This window comes from Desulfococcus multivorans, from assembly GCF_001854245.1.
Lineage (GTDB): Bacteria > Desulfobacterota > Desulfobacteria > Desulfobacterales > Desulfococcaceae > Desulfococcus > Desulfococcus multivorans.
The window spans coordinates 3,443,221-3,461,515 of sequence record NZ_CP015381.1 but is presented as its reverse complement, the minus strand read 5'-3'; the positions used below and the strand labels follow the sequence as shown (position 1 = coordinate 3,461,515).

The 18,295-nt window shown below is 61.7% G+C and carries 9 protein-coding genes; 5 read left to right on the top strand and 4 right to left on the bottom strand.

Annotated features, from left to right (window positions below; genetic code table 11):
* Positions 1–25: 25 nt before the first annotated feature.
* Both cooS and dmul_RS15195 read right to left on the bottom strand, forming a co-directional pair.
* A complete protein-coding gene (gene cooS, locus dmul_RS15200) occupies positions 26–2,044 on the bottom strand; it encodes an anaerobic carbon-monoxide dehydrogenase catalytic subunit (RefSeq protein WP_020877670.1) in 2,019 nt (672 codons plus the stop codon).
* Between the two features lie 68 nt (positions 2,045–2,112).
* Positions 2,113–3,702 (bottom strand): acetyl-CoA decarbonylase/synthase complex subunit delta, encoded by a 1,590-nt coding sequence (locus tag dmul_RS15195; RefSeq protein WP_020877669.1) that lies wholly within the window; start codon positions 3,700–3,702, stop codon positions 2,113–2,115.
* 628 nt (positions 3,703–4,330) lie between these two features.
* Between dmul_RS15195 and dmul_RS15190 the strand changes: the two genes are divergently transcribed.
* Together dmul_RS15190 and dmul_RS15185 are read left to right on the top strand one after the other, a co-directional pair.
* Positions 4,331–6,214, top strand: coding sequence for a bifunctional acetyl-CoA hydrolase/transferase family protein/GNAT family N-acetyltransferase (locus dmul_RS15190; protein ID WP_020877668.1), 1,884 nt, complete (start codon positions 4,331–4,333; stop codon positions 6,212–6,214).
* Positions 6,215–6,326: 112 nt separating this feature from the next.
* A complete protein-coding gene (locus dmul_RS15185; RefSeq protein WP_020877667.1) occupies positions 6,327–8,276 on the top strand; it encodes an ASKHA domain-containing protein in 1,950 nt (649 codons plus the stop codon).
* Between the two features lie 9 nt (positions 8,277–8,285).
* On the opposite strand, the gene recD2 is transcribed toward dmul_RS15185, so the two are convergent.
* On the bottom strand, positions 8,286–10,457 hold the full coding sequence (recD2, locus tag dmul_RS15180; RefSeq protein WP_020877666.1) for an SF1B family DNA helicase RecD2: 2,172 nt from the start codon (positions 10,455–10,457) through the stop codon (positions 8,286–8,288).
* Positions 10,458–10,613: 156 nt separating this feature from the next.
* Between recD2 and ahbB the strand changes: the two genes are divergently transcribed.
* Together ahbB and dmul_RS15170 are read left to right on the top strand one after the other, a co-directional pair.
* On the top strand, positions 10,614–11,120 hold the full coding sequence (gene ahbB, locus dmul_RS15175; protein WP_020877665.1) for a siroheme decarboxylase subunit beta: 507 nt from the start codon (positions 10,614–10,616) through the stop codon (positions 11,118–11,120).
* Positions 11,121–11,133: 13 nt separating this feature from the next.
* Entirely contained in the window at positions 11,134–12,477 is a 1,344-nt protein-coding gene (locus dmul_RS15170; protein WP_020877664.1) for a B12-binding domain-containing radical SAM protein, read from the top strand.
* 24 nt (positions 12,478–12,501) lie between these two features.
* On the opposite strand, the gene dmul_RS15165 is transcribed toward dmul_RS15170, so the two are convergent.
* Positions 12,502–14,148 carry a multiheme c-type cytochrome gene (locus tag dmul_RS15165; protein ID WP_211276017.1) on the bottom strand — a complete coding sequence of 549 codons (1,647 nt, stop codon included), beginning with the start codon at positions 14,146–14,148 and terminating at the stop codon, positions 12,502–12,504.
* A 180-nt stretch (positions 14,149–14,328) separates the two neighbouring features.
* Between dmul_RS15165 and dmul_RS15160 the strand changes: the two genes are divergently transcribed.
* Positions 14,329–18,261: a translocation/assembly module TamB domain-containing protein gene (locus tag dmul_RS15160; protein ID WP_152495398.1), complete on the top strand. Its 3,933-nt coding sequence runs from the start codon at positions 14,329–14,331 to the stop codon at positions 18,259–18,261.
* Positions 18,262–18,295: the final 34 nt, after the last annotated feature.

Below are 18,295 nucleotides of genomic sequence, written 5' to 3'. Positions count from 1 at the left end.
TCGTCGACCATGGCTTGCGGCCCCATTACACGTCCAGGGCCTGGCGATCGGCGAAATCCATCATGACGCGCTCGCGGGCCTGGTCGATGCCCAGTGCCTTGCGCTTGGCGTCGATGTGGTTGATCATCTTCCACGCGTGCTTGACGGGATCGGCTTCGAAATCCCACATGCCGCCGTACATCTTTTCCATCTCCTCGAAGAGATACCGCTGGAAGACCGGCGCGCCGGCCGTCGGGAAGACCGCGCCGAACACGGTGTAGATGCCGGAGGCCACGACGTACTGGCCGATGCTGATGGCCTTCTCGCTCATCCACTCGGGGGCGCTGCCGGCAACCGGCAGGTCGCTGATGTCGTTGCCCAGGCCGCCGGCCTTGACCACCTCGGTGGCCGCCAGGAGGATCCGGCTGTTGTCGACGCAGGAGCCCAGATGGAGGACCGGTGGGATACCCACGGTCTCACAGACCTCGGCCAGGCCGGGGCCGCAGAAGACCTTGGCCGATTCCGGCGTGAGCAGCCCTTCCATGGCGCAGGCGATGGCGTTGCACCCGGTGGTGAGCACGAGGACGTCGTTCTTGATGAGCTCCTTGACGACGGTGATGTGGCCCTCGTTGTGCTTGACCCGGGCGTTGTTGCAGCCCACGACGCCGGCGACGCCGCGGATACGGCCGTTGATGATGTTGTCGTTCAGGGTGTAGTAGGATCCGCGGAAGGTGCCGCCCAGGTGATATTCCACCGATTCCACGCCAAATCCGGCGATGATGGGGGATTTCTGGCGGGGAATCATGACCTCGGCGCCGCGGTTGGCAAAGTTGTCGATGGCCATGCGCACGATCTTCTCGGCATCCTCGACGGCGTGGTGCTCGTCGAACTCGATGTGAATCGCGTTGTCCTGCTCCATCTTGGCGATGGGGTGGGTCGTGATCAGTTTGGTGTGAAAGCACTTGGCCACGTTGGCGACGTTCTGGAAGATGCACTGGATATCCACCACCATGGCGTCGACGGCACCGGTGATGATGGCGAGCTCCTGCTGGAGGAAGGTCCCGCAGAGCGGCACGCCGTGACGTTGGAGGATCTCGTTGGCGGTGCAGCAGATGCCCGACAGCTGAATGCCCTTGGCGCCCTTGGACTTGGCGTATGCCACCATTTCCGGCTTCTGGGCTGTGGTCACGATCATCTCGGAGAGGACCGGCTCATGTCCGTGGATGACGATATTGACGTGATCCTCCTTGAGAACGCCCAGGTTGGCTTCGGAGGCCAGGGGATAGGGGGTTCCGAAAAGGATGTCCTGGAGGTCGGTGGCCAGCATGGAGCCGCCCCACCCGTCGGCGATGGACGCGCGAACCCCTTGCTTCATGAGGTTCTTGTAGTCCTGGTCGACGCCCATGTGGGTCCGGTGCATGATCTCGACGATCTCGCGGTCGATGTTTCGCGGCAGTACGCCCTGTTTTTTCCAGAGCTCGTAGCGCGGTTTGGGGGCCCGCTTGAGGTATTCCAGCTCGCCTTCGGCCTTGCCCCATTCCTCCATCGCCTTCTCACCGACCTCAACGGCGATCTCGTCAATATCCCGGTCCAGGACAGCCCCGTCTTTTTCCACTGTCGTGGCGACGCCCAGGAAGGGCGCGATCTCCAGGAGCTTGCGCACATCCTTGATCTGGTAGGCGTCGGTCTCCTTCCGGGCCGCCGACAGGAAGACCTCGGCTACGCTTCGGCCGTGGTCGGAGTGGGCCGCGGCGCCGCCGGCGACCATGCGGATGAAGTTTCTGGCGGCGATGGTGTTGGCCGTGGCGCCGCAGATGCCTTTCCGGGTGTCGTTGGCTTCGTCGTAGTCCTTGGGAAGCGGCAGGCGGCAGGGACCCATGCTGCAGTTCTTGCAGCAGGTGCCCTGGTTGCCGATACTACAGGGTTTCAGAGTGACGTTTCGGTCGAAGCAGGTGTCGATACCCAGGTCCTGGGCACGTTTGATCATGATTTGAGTTGCGGCATCGATAGACGCATCCTGGGGATTGGCTACTTTTGCCTTTTCATCTTTTTTAACGACTGCCATTGAGGTTCCTCCTCGTCATTAATCTCTATCTCTCGCAGTTTGCAAACAACTGAAGGGAGTGGTTTGGGCTAATAAAGTCTTCCGTTGACCCATTGAATCTTTTCGACCAGTTTGTCCAGTTCGCTCTTCTGGATTCCCGCGGGGGTCATCCCGGCCCCTGCCGCAACCTTGCCGGCGCGCTCTTCCGCCATCTTCTTCAAACGCTCCTCGCGCTCCTTGGCTCTGGCCTGACGGATGGCGTTCTCCTCGGATTCCCGTTTGGCCACTTCGGCCGCCCTGGCTTCGGCATCGGCTTTGGCCTTGGCTTCGGCATCCGCTTTGGCCCTGGCTTCGGCATCGGCTTTGGCCCTGGCTTCGGCGTCGGCTTTGGCCTTGGCCTCGGCCTCGAGTTTGGCCTTGGCTTCAGCTTCGGCTTTAGCCTTGGCCTCGGCCTCGAGTTTGGCCTGGACGGCCGGATCTACCGCGGGAGCCGCTGCTGCTGCGGGAGCGGGCGCCGGTTTGGCGGCTTCGGGTGCCGCGGGGGCGGCGGCTGCCGGGGCGGCGGGCTTGGGCGCTTCCTTGGGGGCTTCGGCCGCCTTGGGAGCGGCTTTTTTAGCGGGCTCCGCCTTTTTCTCTTCGGTGATCGTCAGATCCGGCGCGGGGGCCAGGGCCGCCAGGTCGATCTCCGCGGCCGGCAGTTTCTTTTCGATGGGAGCGACCGTCTTGGCCGATCCGCCGGCGATACCGAGATCGATGAAGGCCTTGACCAGGCGGACGGATTCGGGGTGGCGCATGATCAGAATGTCGGAGCCGGCCAGAAGATAGCTCACGGCGCCTACGGCCTCCATGAGGATGCCGCGGCGTTCCGGGTCGCCCAGGGTGGGGGCTTCATCAGCCTTGAGCTTGGCTTCCTTGGATTTCCAGATTTCAAAGCCCAGGTTGTTGATGACGGGGTACTGGAGTTTGTCGTCGCCCTGGTTCATGGCCGCCATTCTCAGGCGTTCCATGACGGAGTAGCTGTATTCCATGCCGTATCCGAGGCCGCCGGTGGTGGGGTCCACGATCACGCGGTCCATGGGCATGCCCAGGTTTTCAAGGAGGATGTTGATCTGTTTGGCGATATTGACGTCGATGGGTGAAGACGAGATGACGGTGTGACCGAAGCCCATGGCCGCGGCGCCGATACCCTTGTGATTCTTGTCCTCCACCGGTCCGATGATCAGGTTTTTGCCCTGGCAGTCCTCGGCGATTTTCTTGAGGACCTCTTCGTCCTTCTTGGGGCTTGCGGTTCCCCAGACGATTACGGGAACGTCGACGGCGGCCAGAACCTTTTTGACCGTCGCGGCGGCATCGGCCGGGCTCGCGTCCTTGTCGTTGGGGTCGGTGCTTCTGAGCTGAAGGGCGATCATCTCCGCTCCGTAGGTGTCAACGCACTTTTTCGCCCAGGCCGCCGGGTCGTCGAGGACATCCTCGAAAGGTTTGAGTGCCGACTCCGCCCAGTCCGTGGGTCTCATGTCCCAGACCTCCATGGCGATCTTGGGCTTGTTGGGCATCTCGCCTTCGAACTGATAAAACGGGTAGCATGTCTGGCCGCCGACGGTGACAGCCTTGTCGCCTTGTCCCAGCGTAACCTTCCTTACAGCTCCGGAATAAGATTCTTTGAAAAATTCAAAAGCCAATGTTGTACCTCCTCTGGATGTTCTCACGAATTGGTTTTAGTGGAAAACACACAAAAAAAGGGGGCAGTATGCTTACCCCCCGAAAGCATATCACCCCCCTTTTTGAAGCAGAATTATGTTCATATTGCTGAATTTTACGCGCACGTTATCCAATCTCACCAGGTTGATTTTCTGAATCGTCGTCCAGTTGCCGACGTATTTTCCAATGATTGAATGATCATTGTAAATCTGAAATATTCACTATATTTAACCGCGTACACGTTGTCAATATGTAGCTTGCACATTTCACGGCCGCAATTAAGAGACGCCGTCAACGGTTATCGACGGATTGTTGTCTTTTTTTCCGGATATCCTGTTGTAGCGTCGATGCCTCACGCTGTTTTCGGGCTCCCGGCGGCCTCGAAATTTCATGAAATCCGGGGGAAAGTCGACTCGGCAAAGACATAGCCTGCCTCTTCTCATGTTCGTTCATTTAGCAGAATGTCAACCCATTTGCCAAACCTTTTTTGCCCTGCCGCCGGTTTTCGGAAGGCTGAGTTCTTCTTGCTATTGCCGACAATTTAAAGTAAATGGAAATTTTAATGAAAAAAGAGATTTGATGTGAAAAACAACCGGGAAAGGAGGGCGTATGGCCAAGACGAGCTATTGGGCGGATGATTTTGTCGAGAAACAGCGAACGGCCAAGGAGGCCGTCAAAATGATCCGGCCCGGCCAGCGGGTGTTTATCGGATCGTCCTGCGGTGAGCCGCAGTACCTGGTCAAGACGCTTGCGGAGGCATCATCGGTCTTCACGGACCTCGAGATCGTCCGTCTGCTTTCCCTGGAACGGACGCCGCTGGGGCTTATCGCCGACAAAACCAAAAGCCGGAGCATCAATATCCGTTCCTTTTATCTGGGATCCGGGAAGGCCAGGGGGCTGGCCATGAACAAGCGTTTCATCACGCCCGTCAATCTTTCCGCGATTCCCCGGCTTTTCAAGAGCCGACAGCTCCCGATCCACGCGGCCCTGATTCAGGTGACCCCTCCCGACGATTTCGGCTGGATGAGCCTCGGCGTTTCCGTGGACGTGACCCTGTCCGCCGCCTTTTCCGCCGATCTGGTCATCGCCCAGGTCAACCCGCGCATGCCCCGGGTTCTGGGTCAGAGCTTCATCCACGTGGATGATGTGGACGTCATCGTCGAGCACGAGGAGGAACTGCTGGCGACGGAGCCCCTCCCGGAAACCGAAGCGGCCAACACCATCGGCCGGCTCATCGCCCGCCTCGTCGACGACGGGTCCACCATCCAGATCGGCCTCGGCGCCACATCCAAGGCCACGCTGCTGGCGTTGGCCGACAAGAACGATCTGGGGGTCCACAGCCAATACCTGACCCAGGATATGATGCACCTCTTTTCGCGGGGGGTCATCACCAATCGGCGGAAGGGCTTCAACGAGGGTAAAATGGTGGCCAGTGCCGCCATCGGCGGCGAGGTCCTCTACGAGTTCCTTCACGACAACCCTTCGGTCGATTTCAGGCCGTCCGACTATGTCAACGACCCCACCATCATCGCCCGACATCATCGGATGGTCTCCATGAACGTGGCCCTGGCCATGGACCTCACCGGTCAGGTAGCCGCGGATGCCCTGCCGCGAACCTATTTCACGGGCGTCACCGGCATCAACGATTTTATCCGCGGGGCGGCGCTGGCCGAGGGCGGCAAATCGATCCTCATGTTCGCCTCGACCTCCGGGTCGGGAGAAGATCAAACCAGCCGCGTCGTGCCCAGCCTGGGCGATACCGCCGTGGTGGTCCCCAGGGGAGACGTCCACTATGTGGTGACGGAATACGGTGCCGTCAACCTTTTCGGGAAAAGCCTTCAGGAGCGGGCCCTGGCCATGATCAGCATCGCCCACCCCGAGTACCGGGAGGAGCTCTTCTTCGAAGCCAAGGAGATGGGACTGTTGAGCGAGGACAGGACCCTCAGCGACTCGATTCACGGCGTCTACCCGGTGAAGCTCGAGGAGGTCCGGGAGATCAACGGGGAGACCGTCGTCATCCGTCCCGCCAAACCGGTGGATGAACGCCGCATCCAGGAGCATTTTTACAATCTCGAACCCGATGACGTCGTCTCCCGTTTTTTCCACGAGAAGCACAGTTTCGTGAGGGACGATCTCGAGGAGATGCTCGAGGTGGACTATGTGAAGGATCTCACCATTGTGGCGGTGGTGGGAGAGTTCGGGTTCGGGAAGGTCATCGCCATGGGGGAATACCTGCTGAATGAGGCGAGCAACATGGCGGAGGTTGCCTTTACGGTGAACAAGGCATACCAGGGCAGGGGTCTCGGCAAACTCCTCATGCGGAAACTGGCCGAGGCTGCCCGGGAAAACGGTCTGGCCGGGCTGTTTGCCTATACCGCCCCCCATAACAGGGGCATGATCAATCTTTTCAAAACGCTGCCCTACAAAATCAAGACGGTGTTCGAGGACGACATGGTGCTGCTTTCCTGCCGGTTTGACACGATGGAGACGTGATGTCCCGCCCCATTTCGGCGGTAATGGTGTTTTTTTAGTTTACATTATCTCATTCTGTAATATCTTAGTGGGTATCTCATTGGTTTGAAAGAATCAGCCGGAGGAATCGCTTATGGATACCCATCTTGTAACGTTTCAACCCCAGAATCGAACGGTAAAGGTCCGGGACGGCGAAAGCCTTCTCCGCGCGGCCATGGAGGCCGGCGTCCACATCAACGCTTCCTGCGGCGGGGAGGGTGTCTGCGGGAAATGCCGGGTGATCATCGAGGCGGGTGAGGTCGAGGGCGGCCTTTCCGAACGCCTCAAACCCGAGGACCGGGAAAAGGGATACCGCCTGGCCTGCCGGGCCTCGGTGATCGGCGACGTCACCGTACGGGTTCCCGTGGAGTCCGTCGTCGATGCCAGTGTTCTCAATATTCCCCCGACGCCCCGGAAAACCGCCCGCGTCAAGACCTTCGATCTGGATGAACTGAAGGAAAAAGGGCTTTTCATTCCCCCTATGGAAAAGGTCTATCTGACCTTGCCGGAGCCCAATGCCCAGGATCATCTGCCGGACGTGACCCGCCTCGTCAGCTTTCTCACCCTAAAAAATCACGAGCATCGACTGGGGGTCGAGTTCCCGGTGATCCGAAAACTGCCGGACATTCTCAGGCGGGAGGGCTTTCAGGTGACGGCCACCCTGGCCCGACCGGTCCGCGAGGACGGCCAGACCGTCATCATCAACGTTCAGCCCGGGGACACCACCTCGGAGAATTACGCCGTGGCCGTCGATATCGGGACCACCACCGTATATGTGCAGCTGATCGATCTCGTTTCGGGGAATGTCCTTGCGGAAGAGGCTGATTTCAACGGCCAGATCAGCTACGGCGAGGATGTCATCTCCCGGATCATGTTCGCCGAGAAGGGGGATGGGCTCATTCGTCTTCACGACGTGGTGACGGAGACCATCAACAAGCTCATCCGGAAGAACGTCAAACGGGCCGGGATCGATCCCGACGGCATTTCGAGCGTCACCCTGGCGGGGAACACGACAATGACCCAGCTCTTTCTCCAGGTCGATCCCCGTTACATCCGGAGATCTCCCTACGTGCCGGCGGCCTCCATCTATCCGCCCATCAAGGCGAAGGACCTCGACCTCGACCTTCCCGACCACGTCACGGCCCTTGTCTACCCCCAGGTTTCCAGCTATGTCGGCGGCGACATCGTGGCCGGCGTCATGGGCTCGGGACTTTACCGGACCGAGGAACTGACGCTTTTCATGGACATCGGTACCAACGCGGAGATCGTGGTGGGAAACCGGGACTGGCTGGCCTGTGCCGCCTGTTCGGCGGGACCGGCTTTCGAGGGGGGCGGCATCGAGTTCGGCATGCGGGCGGCCAAGGGCGCCATCGAGGACTTTTCAATCGATCCCGTTACCTTCGAACCCATGAACCTCACCATCGGAAACGTCCGGCCCAAGGGGATCTGCGGTTCGGGATTGATCAACATCGTCGCCGCGCTTTTCGAGGCGGGGGTCGTCAACCCCAACGGCAAATATGAGCGGAATCTGCCCACGGACCGCGTCCGGGAACGCGAGGGCATCTGGGAGTATGTCCTGGTCCGACAGGCCGATACCCAGATCGACCGGGATATCGTGCTGACCGAGATCGACATCGAGAATCTGATCCGGGCCAAAGGGGCCATTTACAGCGGATGCCAGACCCTTCTCGAGGAGGTGGGGCTCTCGATGCAGGACCTGGACCGGATCTATCTGGCCGGCGGGTTCGGAAGCTACGTGGATCTGGCGCGGGCCATGGTTATCGGCCTCCTGCCCGAGATGGACGCCGACAAGATCACCTACATCGGCAACGCCTCGCTCATGGGCGCCCGGATGAGCGCCTTGACCAACCGGATTCGACGGGACGTGGTCGAGGTGACGCGGAAGATGACCAACTTCGAGCTTTCGGAGACGCCGTCCTATATGGACCATTACGTCGCTTCCCTGTTCCTTCCCCACACGGACCTGGAGTTGTTTCCCAGGCTCAAGGCCCGGCTCGACCTCAGGCGGTCGGCGGGACGATAGGCGGCGCCGTCAGCCCAGGCGGTGCCGCAACCGGGTGTGACGCCGCCGGGTCTTGTCGTTCCGAATTCCCATGGCCAGAGCCTTTTTCGTTCCCACCAGGATCACCAGGTTGCGGCCCCGGGTCACCCCGGTGTAGATGAGGTTCCGCTGCAGCAGCATGTAGTGCTGGACCAGCACCGGCATCACCACAACGGGATACTCGGACCCCTGGGACTTGTGGACGGATATGGCGTAGGCCAGGACGATCTCGTCCAGGTCGGCGTAGTCGTAGACGACCTCCCGGCCGTCGAAAGCGATGACGAGCGTCTGATCCTCGGGCGTGATGCGGACGATCCGGCCGATGTCTCCGTTGAAGATCTCCTTGTCGTAGTTGTTCCGGATCTGCATCACCTTGTCCCCCGCCTTGTAGATTCGCTGACCCCGCAGCACCCCCGCTTCTCCGGGGTTGAGGGCCTCCTGAAGCGCGATGTTGAGATTGCCTGCGCCCACGAGGCCCCGGTGCATCGGGGTCAGCACCTGGATGTCGTCCACGGGGTCGAAGCCGAACCGGCGGGGGATTCGCTCCGTGACCAGTTTCAGGATAATGTCCAGCACCGCCTCCGGGGCCTCTTTCCGGATGAAATAAAAGTCCGTTCCAGGGGCGGTGGGATTGAAACGGGGCAGTTCGCCCCGGTTGATCCGATGGGCGCCCACGACGATGTCGCTTTCCCTGGCCTGGCGGAAGATCTCCTCGAGAACGATCACCGGGACCGTACCGGAGGCGATGATGTCCCCCAGCACGTTTCCGGGGCCCACCGAAGGCAACTGGTTGACGTCGCCCACCAGGATCAATGTGGCCGTTGCCGGAACGGCCTTGAGGAGGTGGTGCATGAGGACGGTGTCGATCATGGAGGCCTCGTCCACGATCAGGACGTCGCAGTCCAGGGGGTTTTCGAAGTTCATCTCGAATTCGCCTCTGGCGGGACTGAACTTGAGAAGCCGGTGAAGCGTCTTGGCCGGATATCCGGTGGTTTCCGCCATCCGCTTGGCCGCCCGGCCGGTGGGTGCACCCGTGAGCATCCGGGCGCCTGCGGCGGTGAAGATCTTGAGAATGGCATTCACGATGGTGGTCTTGCCGGTGCCGGGCCCGCCGGTGATGACCATGACCTTGCTGTCGACGGCACAGCGGACCGCGCGCTCCTGGGCCTCGGCCAGGCGGATGGCAAGTCGTTTCTGCACCCAGGACAGCGCCTTGTCCGGATCGATGGCCGGAAGGGATTTGGGCACGGCCAGAAGGATCCTGAGGCGGTTGGCGATGCCCGTTTCACAGACGTGAAATTTTGAAAGATAGACGGCCTGGTTGTCGGTTTCGCAGGCGATGGGGAGCTCGTTGAGCGCCTCGATGCGGATCTGTTTGTCGGCTTCGAGGCGGGCCAGGGCATCGACGAGGATCTCGCGGCTCACCGATAGCACCTCCCGGCATTTTTCGATCAGGGGTGCGTATGGATAGTAGACATGGCCTTCATCGGCCAGGCGGTTCAGGACATAGACGATCCCGGCCTCGGCCCGCACCGGGGAATCCTTGGTGAAACCCAGGTTCAATGCGATGCTGTCGGCGGTGATGAATCCGATGCCGAAGATGTCCATGGCCAGGCGATAGGGGTTTTCCCGAACCACCGGAATCGATCGATCCCCGTAGAACTTGAAGATCTTGGCGGCATAGGCGGCGCTGACCCCGTGGGACTGGAGAAAGAGCATCACCTGTCGGATCTCTTTCTGGTCTTCCCAGGCCTTTCGGATCATGGCGATACGCTTTTTGCCGATGCCCTCCACCCTGGCCAGGTCCTCGATGTTCTCCTCGATGATGTCGAGGGACTTTTCCCCGAAGGTGTCGACGATTCTTTCGGCAATGACGGGGCCGACCCCCTTGATGAGGCCCGAGCCCAGGTACTTTTTGATGCCGTAGGTCGTGGCCGGGACCGTGATGTGATAAGCGGCAATCTTGAACTGCTCTCCGTATTTCGGGTGCTGAATCCATTCCCCCGTCATCTTGAGAACGCCGCCCGGCATGGGTGCCGCCAGGTTCCCCACCACCGTCACCAGGTCCTGCCGCCCCCGAACCTTGAGCCGGGCGATGGTGAAGCCGTTTTCTTCGTTGCTGTAGGTGATTCGCTCGATCTGTCCCTGGAGTTCGACCAACATCCTGCGCCGTCCTTTGGGGTTGACGATGAGGCCCGGGTGTCCGGGCCTGTTTTCAGGACCTCTGATATCACATTATCGGGTTTCGGAAAATCCGCAGATGCCGTCCGAGCACAAAAAACTTGCCTTTTGAAGGGGAACATTTTATAAAGATCAGCCATGTCGACGCCGAATTTCAGCCAACTCGAAAAACAGGTCATCGCCGCGACGCAGGGGGATATACCGATTACGGAGCGGCCCTATCTCGCCATCGCCGAACGGCTGGGGGTGACGGAAAAGGATGTGATCGAGACACTTGACGCCCTTACCCGCCGAGGCGTCATCCGCCGGTTTGGCGCCACCCTCAAGCACCAGAGATCGGGGTTCCGGGCCAATGCCATGGTCGCATGGCGTGTGGACGAGGCCCGAATCGACGCGGTGGGGACGAAAATGGCGGCCTTCAGGGCCGTAAGCCACTGCTATCGAAGGGATCCAACGCGAGAGTGGCCCTACAACCTCTACACGATGGTCCATGCGTCGGACGAGGCGGCCTGCCGGGAGATCGCCGGTGAAATGGCCGCGGCCACCGGCGAAACGGAGTACGCTCTGCTCTTCAGCCGCAAGGAGTTGAAGAAGATCTCCATGCAGTACTTTCCGGACCTCCTGTCAACGTCGCCGGAGGACTGATCTCCGTTTCACGGTGAACGCAAAGCCCCCCCAGATTCTCCTCGTCAACCCCTGGATCCACGACTTCGCCGCCTACGACTTCTGGGCAAAGCCCCTGGGACTGCTCATCCTTGCCGCCCTTCTGCGGGAGCACGGCATGGGGATCTCCTACATCGATTGCCTGGATCGGTTTCATCCCGAGGCCCCGCTCCAGGATCCCTCAGCCCGTCACGGCCGGGGACCCTATCACAAACGCCGGATTCCCAAGCCGCCGGGGTTTTACGACATTCCCCGACATTTCAGCCGCTACGGCATCGAGCCCCCATGGCTTGACGCGGATCTGGAGGCCGTTCCGCCGCCGGATCTGATTCTGGTCACCTCCCTGATGACCTACTGGTACCCGGGAGTCCGGGAGACGATCGGGCGGCTTCGCCGTCGGTTTCCCGGGGTTCCGGTGCTTCTGGGGGGCGTTTACGCCACCCTGTGCAGGGATCACGCAGCAGCGCATGCCGGGGCGGACCGGGTCGCGGCCGGAGACGGCCCGGAAAGCCTGTTCCGCTGGATCGAAGTCCTTACGGGATTTCGACCCCAATGGCGGTTCGATCCCGGAGATCTCGACGCCTACCCCTATCCCGCTTTCGACCTGCAACGAACCATCGGCTACATCCCCTTGCTCACCTCCCGGGGATGCCCGTTTGCCTGCGCCTACTGCGCCTCCCGATATCTGGAACCGCGACGCCGGACACGGCGACCGGAGCGCGTGGTCGACGAGATCCGCTTCTGGCATGATCGTCACGGTGTAACGGAGTTCGTCTTCTACGACGACGCCCTGCTTATCCATCCCGAGCGGCACATCGTCCCCATTCTGGAAGGGGTGATCGCAACCCGGCGTCCCGTCCGGTTTCATACGCCCAACGCCGTTCACATCCGGGAGATCGACGGATCCCTGGCAGATCTGATGCTCCGGGCGGGGTTCGAGACCCTCCGGCTGGGGCTTGAGACCACGGCCTTTGATCGCCGTTCGGCCCTGGACCGGAAGGTCGATGAACGCCAGTTCCGGGAGGCCGCGGTCTGTCTCCTGCGCGCGGGCTTCGATAAAGACCGTCTGGGCGCCTATCTTCTGGCCGGGCTCCCCGGGCAGCCGATTTCAGATGTCGAACGTGCCGTCCTTACGGTCAAGGCAAGCGGCATCACACCGGTGATCGCCCACTACACACCCATTCCCCATACGGACCTCTGGCCGGCGGCCGTGGCGGCGTCCCGCTACGATATCGAGGCGGACCCCGTCTATACCAACAACGCCGTCTTCCCCTGCATGCCCGAGGGGTTTGCCTGGGAGATCCTGACCCGTCTCAAAAATCTGGTTCAGGAGGGTTGAGCGCCGGTATCCGGCGGCGTCGTTTTATCGTCGAAGGGCGATTCTCCCGCCAGGGTCCGCGGCGCGCCGCGGCGCGCCGTTCCGGGTGATGGGTTCGGGCGGCGGGAACAGCCGCTTCCGCAGCGCCAGCTCGTCCGCAAGTTCACGGATGCGGCGGGAGAGCTGATATCGACCGTCGGCGAAAACCCCGAAATCCCCGCCGCCGGCCATGGCCGAGGCAAATCGAACGGTGTTGGCGTAGAAGAGCCAGCTGTCGCACCAGGTCCGTTCGATCGCCTCGTCAAAGGGGCTGGCCTGCTGCGCGAGACCCTGGGCATATCCCCGCGCCCAGATCTCTTCCATGAGGCGGGTGGCCGTCAGGATGTCGCGGTCGGTCGTTTCGAGGGTATTCTCGAAGCGTTTCCAGTGACCGTCCACCCAGGCCTTGCCGTGGCACCCCAGACAGACCGCCTGGAGGGTACGGTTACGGGTTTCCTGCTCGAGGGGGGCGATCAGGAATTCCGAAGCCGGGGTCCCGTCGAAATCCGTCGGCAGGGGGAGACCGTCCCGGTTTCGGATAATGCTGGTTTCCGGCCGTCGCGGGTGGGGGTGGCTGAAGGGCAGGCCGAAGATCCGCCAGGCAAGGCGATCGCTCATGGCGTGGGTTCTTTGCACGACGGTTTGACCGTCGGTGTTGACCAGAAGGCTCATGTGGCAGGCCCCGCACGTGGGTGCCGTGAAGTCCTTGCCGATGGTCCAGGGAACGGCGGCGAAATCCCAATCGGCGCCTGCGGCGGAAAAAATGTTGCCGTGCTTGCTGGCGGTGTAGACCTTATAGGCCGGAACATCGGGGCCGACATGGCATTCCCCGCAGGTGTACGGTTTTCGGGCCGCTTCGATGGAAAAGGCGTGGCGGGTGTGGCAGGCGGCGCAGGAGCCCAGGCTGCCGTCGAGATTGATGCGGCCCACGCCTTGGTTGGGCCACCCGTCGATTCTCGGAAATTCCATCTCTCCCATGTCGGTGTTTCGGGTCTCCATCCCTTTGTGGACGAGGCGGGTACCGTGGCAATACTCGCAGGCTTCGGCCCGGGTGTCCGCATCGGCGGGCTCGTACCGGATGCCGGCGTCGCTCATAACGGGAGTGCCGATGATGCTCAGCTGGAGATCCTGGAACACGGGGTTGTCCACGAGGTTTCCCCGGGCATGCGCCATGATGTTTTCGGCGTATTCGTCGGCTTCGGTGACGTGGCAGACGGCACAGTCCCGGGGACTCACAACGACGTGGATCTCCACCTCGTTGTGGATGAAGGCGTCGGCGTGATGCTCGACGCGCAGGGTATGGCATTCGGCGCATCCCACGGAAACGTATTTCAGGCGATCTGGGATGTCGGTGGCGGAAATCCTGCGAGCGATGGGCTTTTCCCTCAGGGCGTCCCGGGGAGCGACCCGGGCGTGGCGACTTTTCTGCCACTCCTCCACGATGCCCGGGTGGAGGGACGAATGGCATCCCAGGCACGCCTCGGTGGCCTCGCTCACCGGCGCCCGGGCCGAGAGCCCGATCGAAGGCGGCAAGAGAATGAATGCGATAATGAGCCGGATTACGGTGCTTCTCATCATGGTCTTCCCCTCTCCCTTCAGGTTTTTATCCTTGGGCATCACCGCCGGCGACGGACGGCGCCGGGCGATGTCCATTCGGTGGAACTGCAAAAGCCGCCGTAACCGCCACGGTTTTCGGCACGGCCGATATCTTCGACTATAGCCGGTGGCGTGCCGATATCAAAGAAAAAATTGATTCGAACGAGGCGATGGTGTAGATTCGGTGCCCGTTGGGACGATTTTTTCGCAGCTTCGCGCATCCGAACGACAACAATCATGGAGCAGGATTCCAAGATGGGTAGATGGGTTCGAACCGCCCTTATCGCCGTGGTTACGGTTTCAGGGCTGCTGATGCTGGTGCTGGTGGGCGGCGTTTCATATCTCAAGACCCCCCAGGCCCAGAAGCGCCTTCAACAACATGTCGACCGGATTCTTCCGGGGGCCGTGAGGTGGGGAAACCTCGATTTTTCATTGCTGGCCGGCCGTGTCGACATCCGTGATCTGTTGGTGGAAGGCCCCGAACAGGAGCGGCTGGCCGGACTCGATCATCTCCGTATCGACGTCTCCTGGAGGGCGTTGCTGAAGGGCGTGATTGCCGTGAAGGCGGTGCGCGTCGAGGCGCCCTGGGCAGACCTCGCGGTGGATGCCAGGGGCCGGCTCAACCTCATGGGGGCCTTCCCCGAACCGGAGCCCCGGGCGTCGGAACCGGCCGAGACACCCGGTCAGTCCGCCGTCGAGGTGGTCGTCGACCGTTTTCGTCTGACCAACGGCGTGTTTTCATACAAGGATCCCGAAGCGCCTCTGGCCGTTTCGCTGGAAGGTGTTTCCATGCAGATTGACGCCCTGTCGTCGTCGACTCCGACAGGACGCCTTCGGATCGGCATCCTCGGCGGCGATATCGAAAGTCCGGCTTTCACCGGCCCCATCGATCAATTCGAGGCTGCGGCAGACCTGAACGCCGACCGGCTTTCATCCGTTATATTGGCGCTTTCGGCCGGCAAGACCCATATCCGACTCGCCGGAGCCGTGGATCGACTGGGCGACGATCCGGTTCTCGATCTCACGCTCGATGCGGATCTGGCCCTTGCCGAGATCCGGGACGTGCTTAACCTCGATCCCGAACTGAGCGGCAGCGCGGCGATGCACCTCTCGGCAAAGGGGCCCCTCAGCGATCCCGACGCCACAGTGAAGCTTGATTATGGCGGCGGTCTTCTGGGCGGCTTTCCCGTGGATCGGATCGATCTGCACCTTTCCCTGGCGGACAGGCATCTCCATATCGCCCCCCTGTCGATCATCTCCCGTCTCGGAACCCTGTCCGTCCAGGGGGACGCCGATCTGGCGGCCGCTTTTCCCCGGGGATTCCTGTCGGCGGATCGGGCACTTTTCGCCGTGGGTCTGAAGGGCGATCTCGCCCTTCAGGCGCCTGATCTGGCGGCGCTCCTGTCTCCGGCGGGCATCGAGGGCGTCGCCGGGGGGCTGTCGGCGAATCTTTCCATGGGCGGCAGCCCGGACCGCCCCACGGCGACGCTCGCTGTCTCCGGAAAACGGCTCGTCGCGCCGGGGGCCGTCCTGGGAGATGTTCTTCTCGAGGCCGACCTGGACCAAAGCGGCACCGTCGCGATTTCGACCCTGACGTTGAAGAACAGGGGGTCCCGGGCGACCGTCCGAGGCAGCATCACCCTCCTGGAGAACCGTCCGGGCGACGTCCCCAAGGTCCGTCCGGGTTTGCCGGTGGATCTCGCCCTCGCTCTCGAAAACGTCGCGCCGGGAGACTTTCTTGAAATCGGAGATATCAAAGGCCGGTTCGCCGGCACCGTCAAGGCCGATGGCCCGGCGCGTTCTCCGGACCTGCGGGCGGACATTTCGGGTGAAGGGCTTGCCGTGGGATCCAACCGCATCGGTGACGTGGATGCCCGGATCACGATGACCGAGGGACGGGTTGGACTGTCGCCCGTTGCGGTGGTGAACGGAGAATCCCGCCTGACCCTGACCGGCACTGTCGGGGTCATGACGCCCGGGACCGGGGCCTTTTCGGATGACCCGACCCTCGACATCCGACTTTCAGGCGACCCCGTTCGTCTGGAGGATTTTGTCCACGGCATGACCGGCACATTTTCTCTCGCGGGTGAGATCGGGGGGAGCGTCGCCCGGCCCCGGGGGACGATCACCGTGGACGGGGGACGGCTGGAACTTGGCGACCAGCCCCTGGACGGCGTGACGATGAACGCCCGGATGGACGGGGGGACCATCCGGCTCGACCGGTTTCGGGTGGCCGTGACCCCGGAAGAGTTCCTCGACGGACAGGGCATCATCGATCTCGACCGGTCCACCTACGAGATGCGCGTGACGTCGACGGGGATTTCCCTGGGCAGCATCCCTGCGGCAGGCGGCCCCGACCGCCTCGCCGGTACGGTCTCCCTCGATCTTTTCGGCAAGGGGTCCTTCGCGGATCCGCGGGCCGAGGGGCGCGTGGCCATGACGGATATCCGGATCAACCGGAAGCCGATGGCGGATTTTCGCATCCAACTGGCTCTCGCGGATCGCACGGCACGCATCTGGGGACGGCCGGGGTTTGACCTGAACGGCCGGTATCATCTGGACCGGAAGACGTTTTCCGCGGTCCTGGGCTTTGACCGAACCGACCTGGCGCCCTATTTCCGGATCGCGGGGCTGGACGACCTGACGGGACGCATCGACGGCACCCTCACGGCCGAGGGGAAAAGCGACGCTTGGGAGACGATCCGGGTCGCGGCAGACCTGCGCGACCTGAGCCTGGTGAGCGGGGGGCGGCCGTTGCTGGCCGGCCGGCGGATCGAAGCCCGTTTCGAGGAAGGGCGTTACACGCTGCCGGCTACGGAGATTCGCCTGCTGGAGGACGGCCGCATCACCCTGAAGGGCGCCGGGGACCTGGCCGGAAGGCTGGCGCTGAGCGCCGACGGCCGTATTCCCCTGGCGGTGATCCGACCTTTCCTGGATGCGGAAAGCGATCCCCAGGGGGTGATTCTCCTGGCGGCCGAAATGTCGGGAACCCTCGAAAAACCGGAACTTCAGGGCCGCCTCACCCTGGATCGTCTCGGAATGAACCTCCCGGGGCTGGATCAGCGCCTCCATGACGTGACGGGCCGGGTTGTCCTGTCGTCCGGAGCACTGTCGCTGGAAAATGTGACGGGCCGTATCGACGACGGAAGCTTTGGCCTGGACGGGCGTGTCGACCTCGAGGCATTTGCGCCGGTAAGGGTGGATCTCCAGGCCTCGGCCCGGAGACTCCCCATCGAGATTCCCGACACCTTGAGCCTGCTTTTGGACAGCCGGTTGAACCTGAGTGGAACCCCTGAAAAATCCATGCTTTCGGGAGAGATCGTTCTTCTGGAAGGGCGCTACACCAGGGATGTCGAACTCAACCTCCTTCAGGGCATGACGACGAAGACCCGTGAGACGGCCCCTGAACCGGACGCGGGGGAGACCCCGTTCCTGAGCGATATGGCCCTCGATATCGTCGTCAAACGCCGGGAACCTTTCGTGGTGGAGAACAATGTGGCGGACATGCGCCTCAGTCCGGATCTCCGTGTGCTGGGCACGGCCCAGCGTCCGGTGATCAGCGGTCGGGCCGCGGTGGACGAAGGGGTGGTCACCTATCAGAAGCGGGCTTTCGAGATACGGAGAGGGGTTGTCGACTTCCTCAATCCTTACCGGACGGAACCCACAATCGATATCGAGGGAGAGGTCGAGGTGCGGGACTGGATCGTTACGCTCAAGATCGGCGGGACGCCGGATAATCTGAGATTCGAGCTGACATCGAATCCCGCGGAAGAGCACGGGGACATCATCTCTCTTCTGGTGTTCGGAAAGACCCTGAAGGAGATGCGTCGGGATGACGGCGGTTCGGGCTTCTCCGCCCGTGGGATGCTGGGGGAGATTCTCTCGGATACCCTATCGTCGGGTGTCAGAGACGCCACCGGCCTGGACATCGTCGAGGTGGAATTGAGCGAGGCCGGAAACGGCGGTGACGCAGAGGACATCAGGGTAACCCTGGGCAAGGAACTTTCCCGACGGATTACAGTGAAATACGGCGCCGACATCAAAAATGGCGTGACCGTCCAGAAGGTGATTTCGGAATACAGGATTCTGGAGGAGCTGATGGTGAGCGCTTTTCAGGATACGGCGGGCAATTTCGGCGGCGCCCTGACCTTCCGGATGGAATTCCGGTAATGCATGACGCGTCCTTGCGTCGGGAAAGAGGACC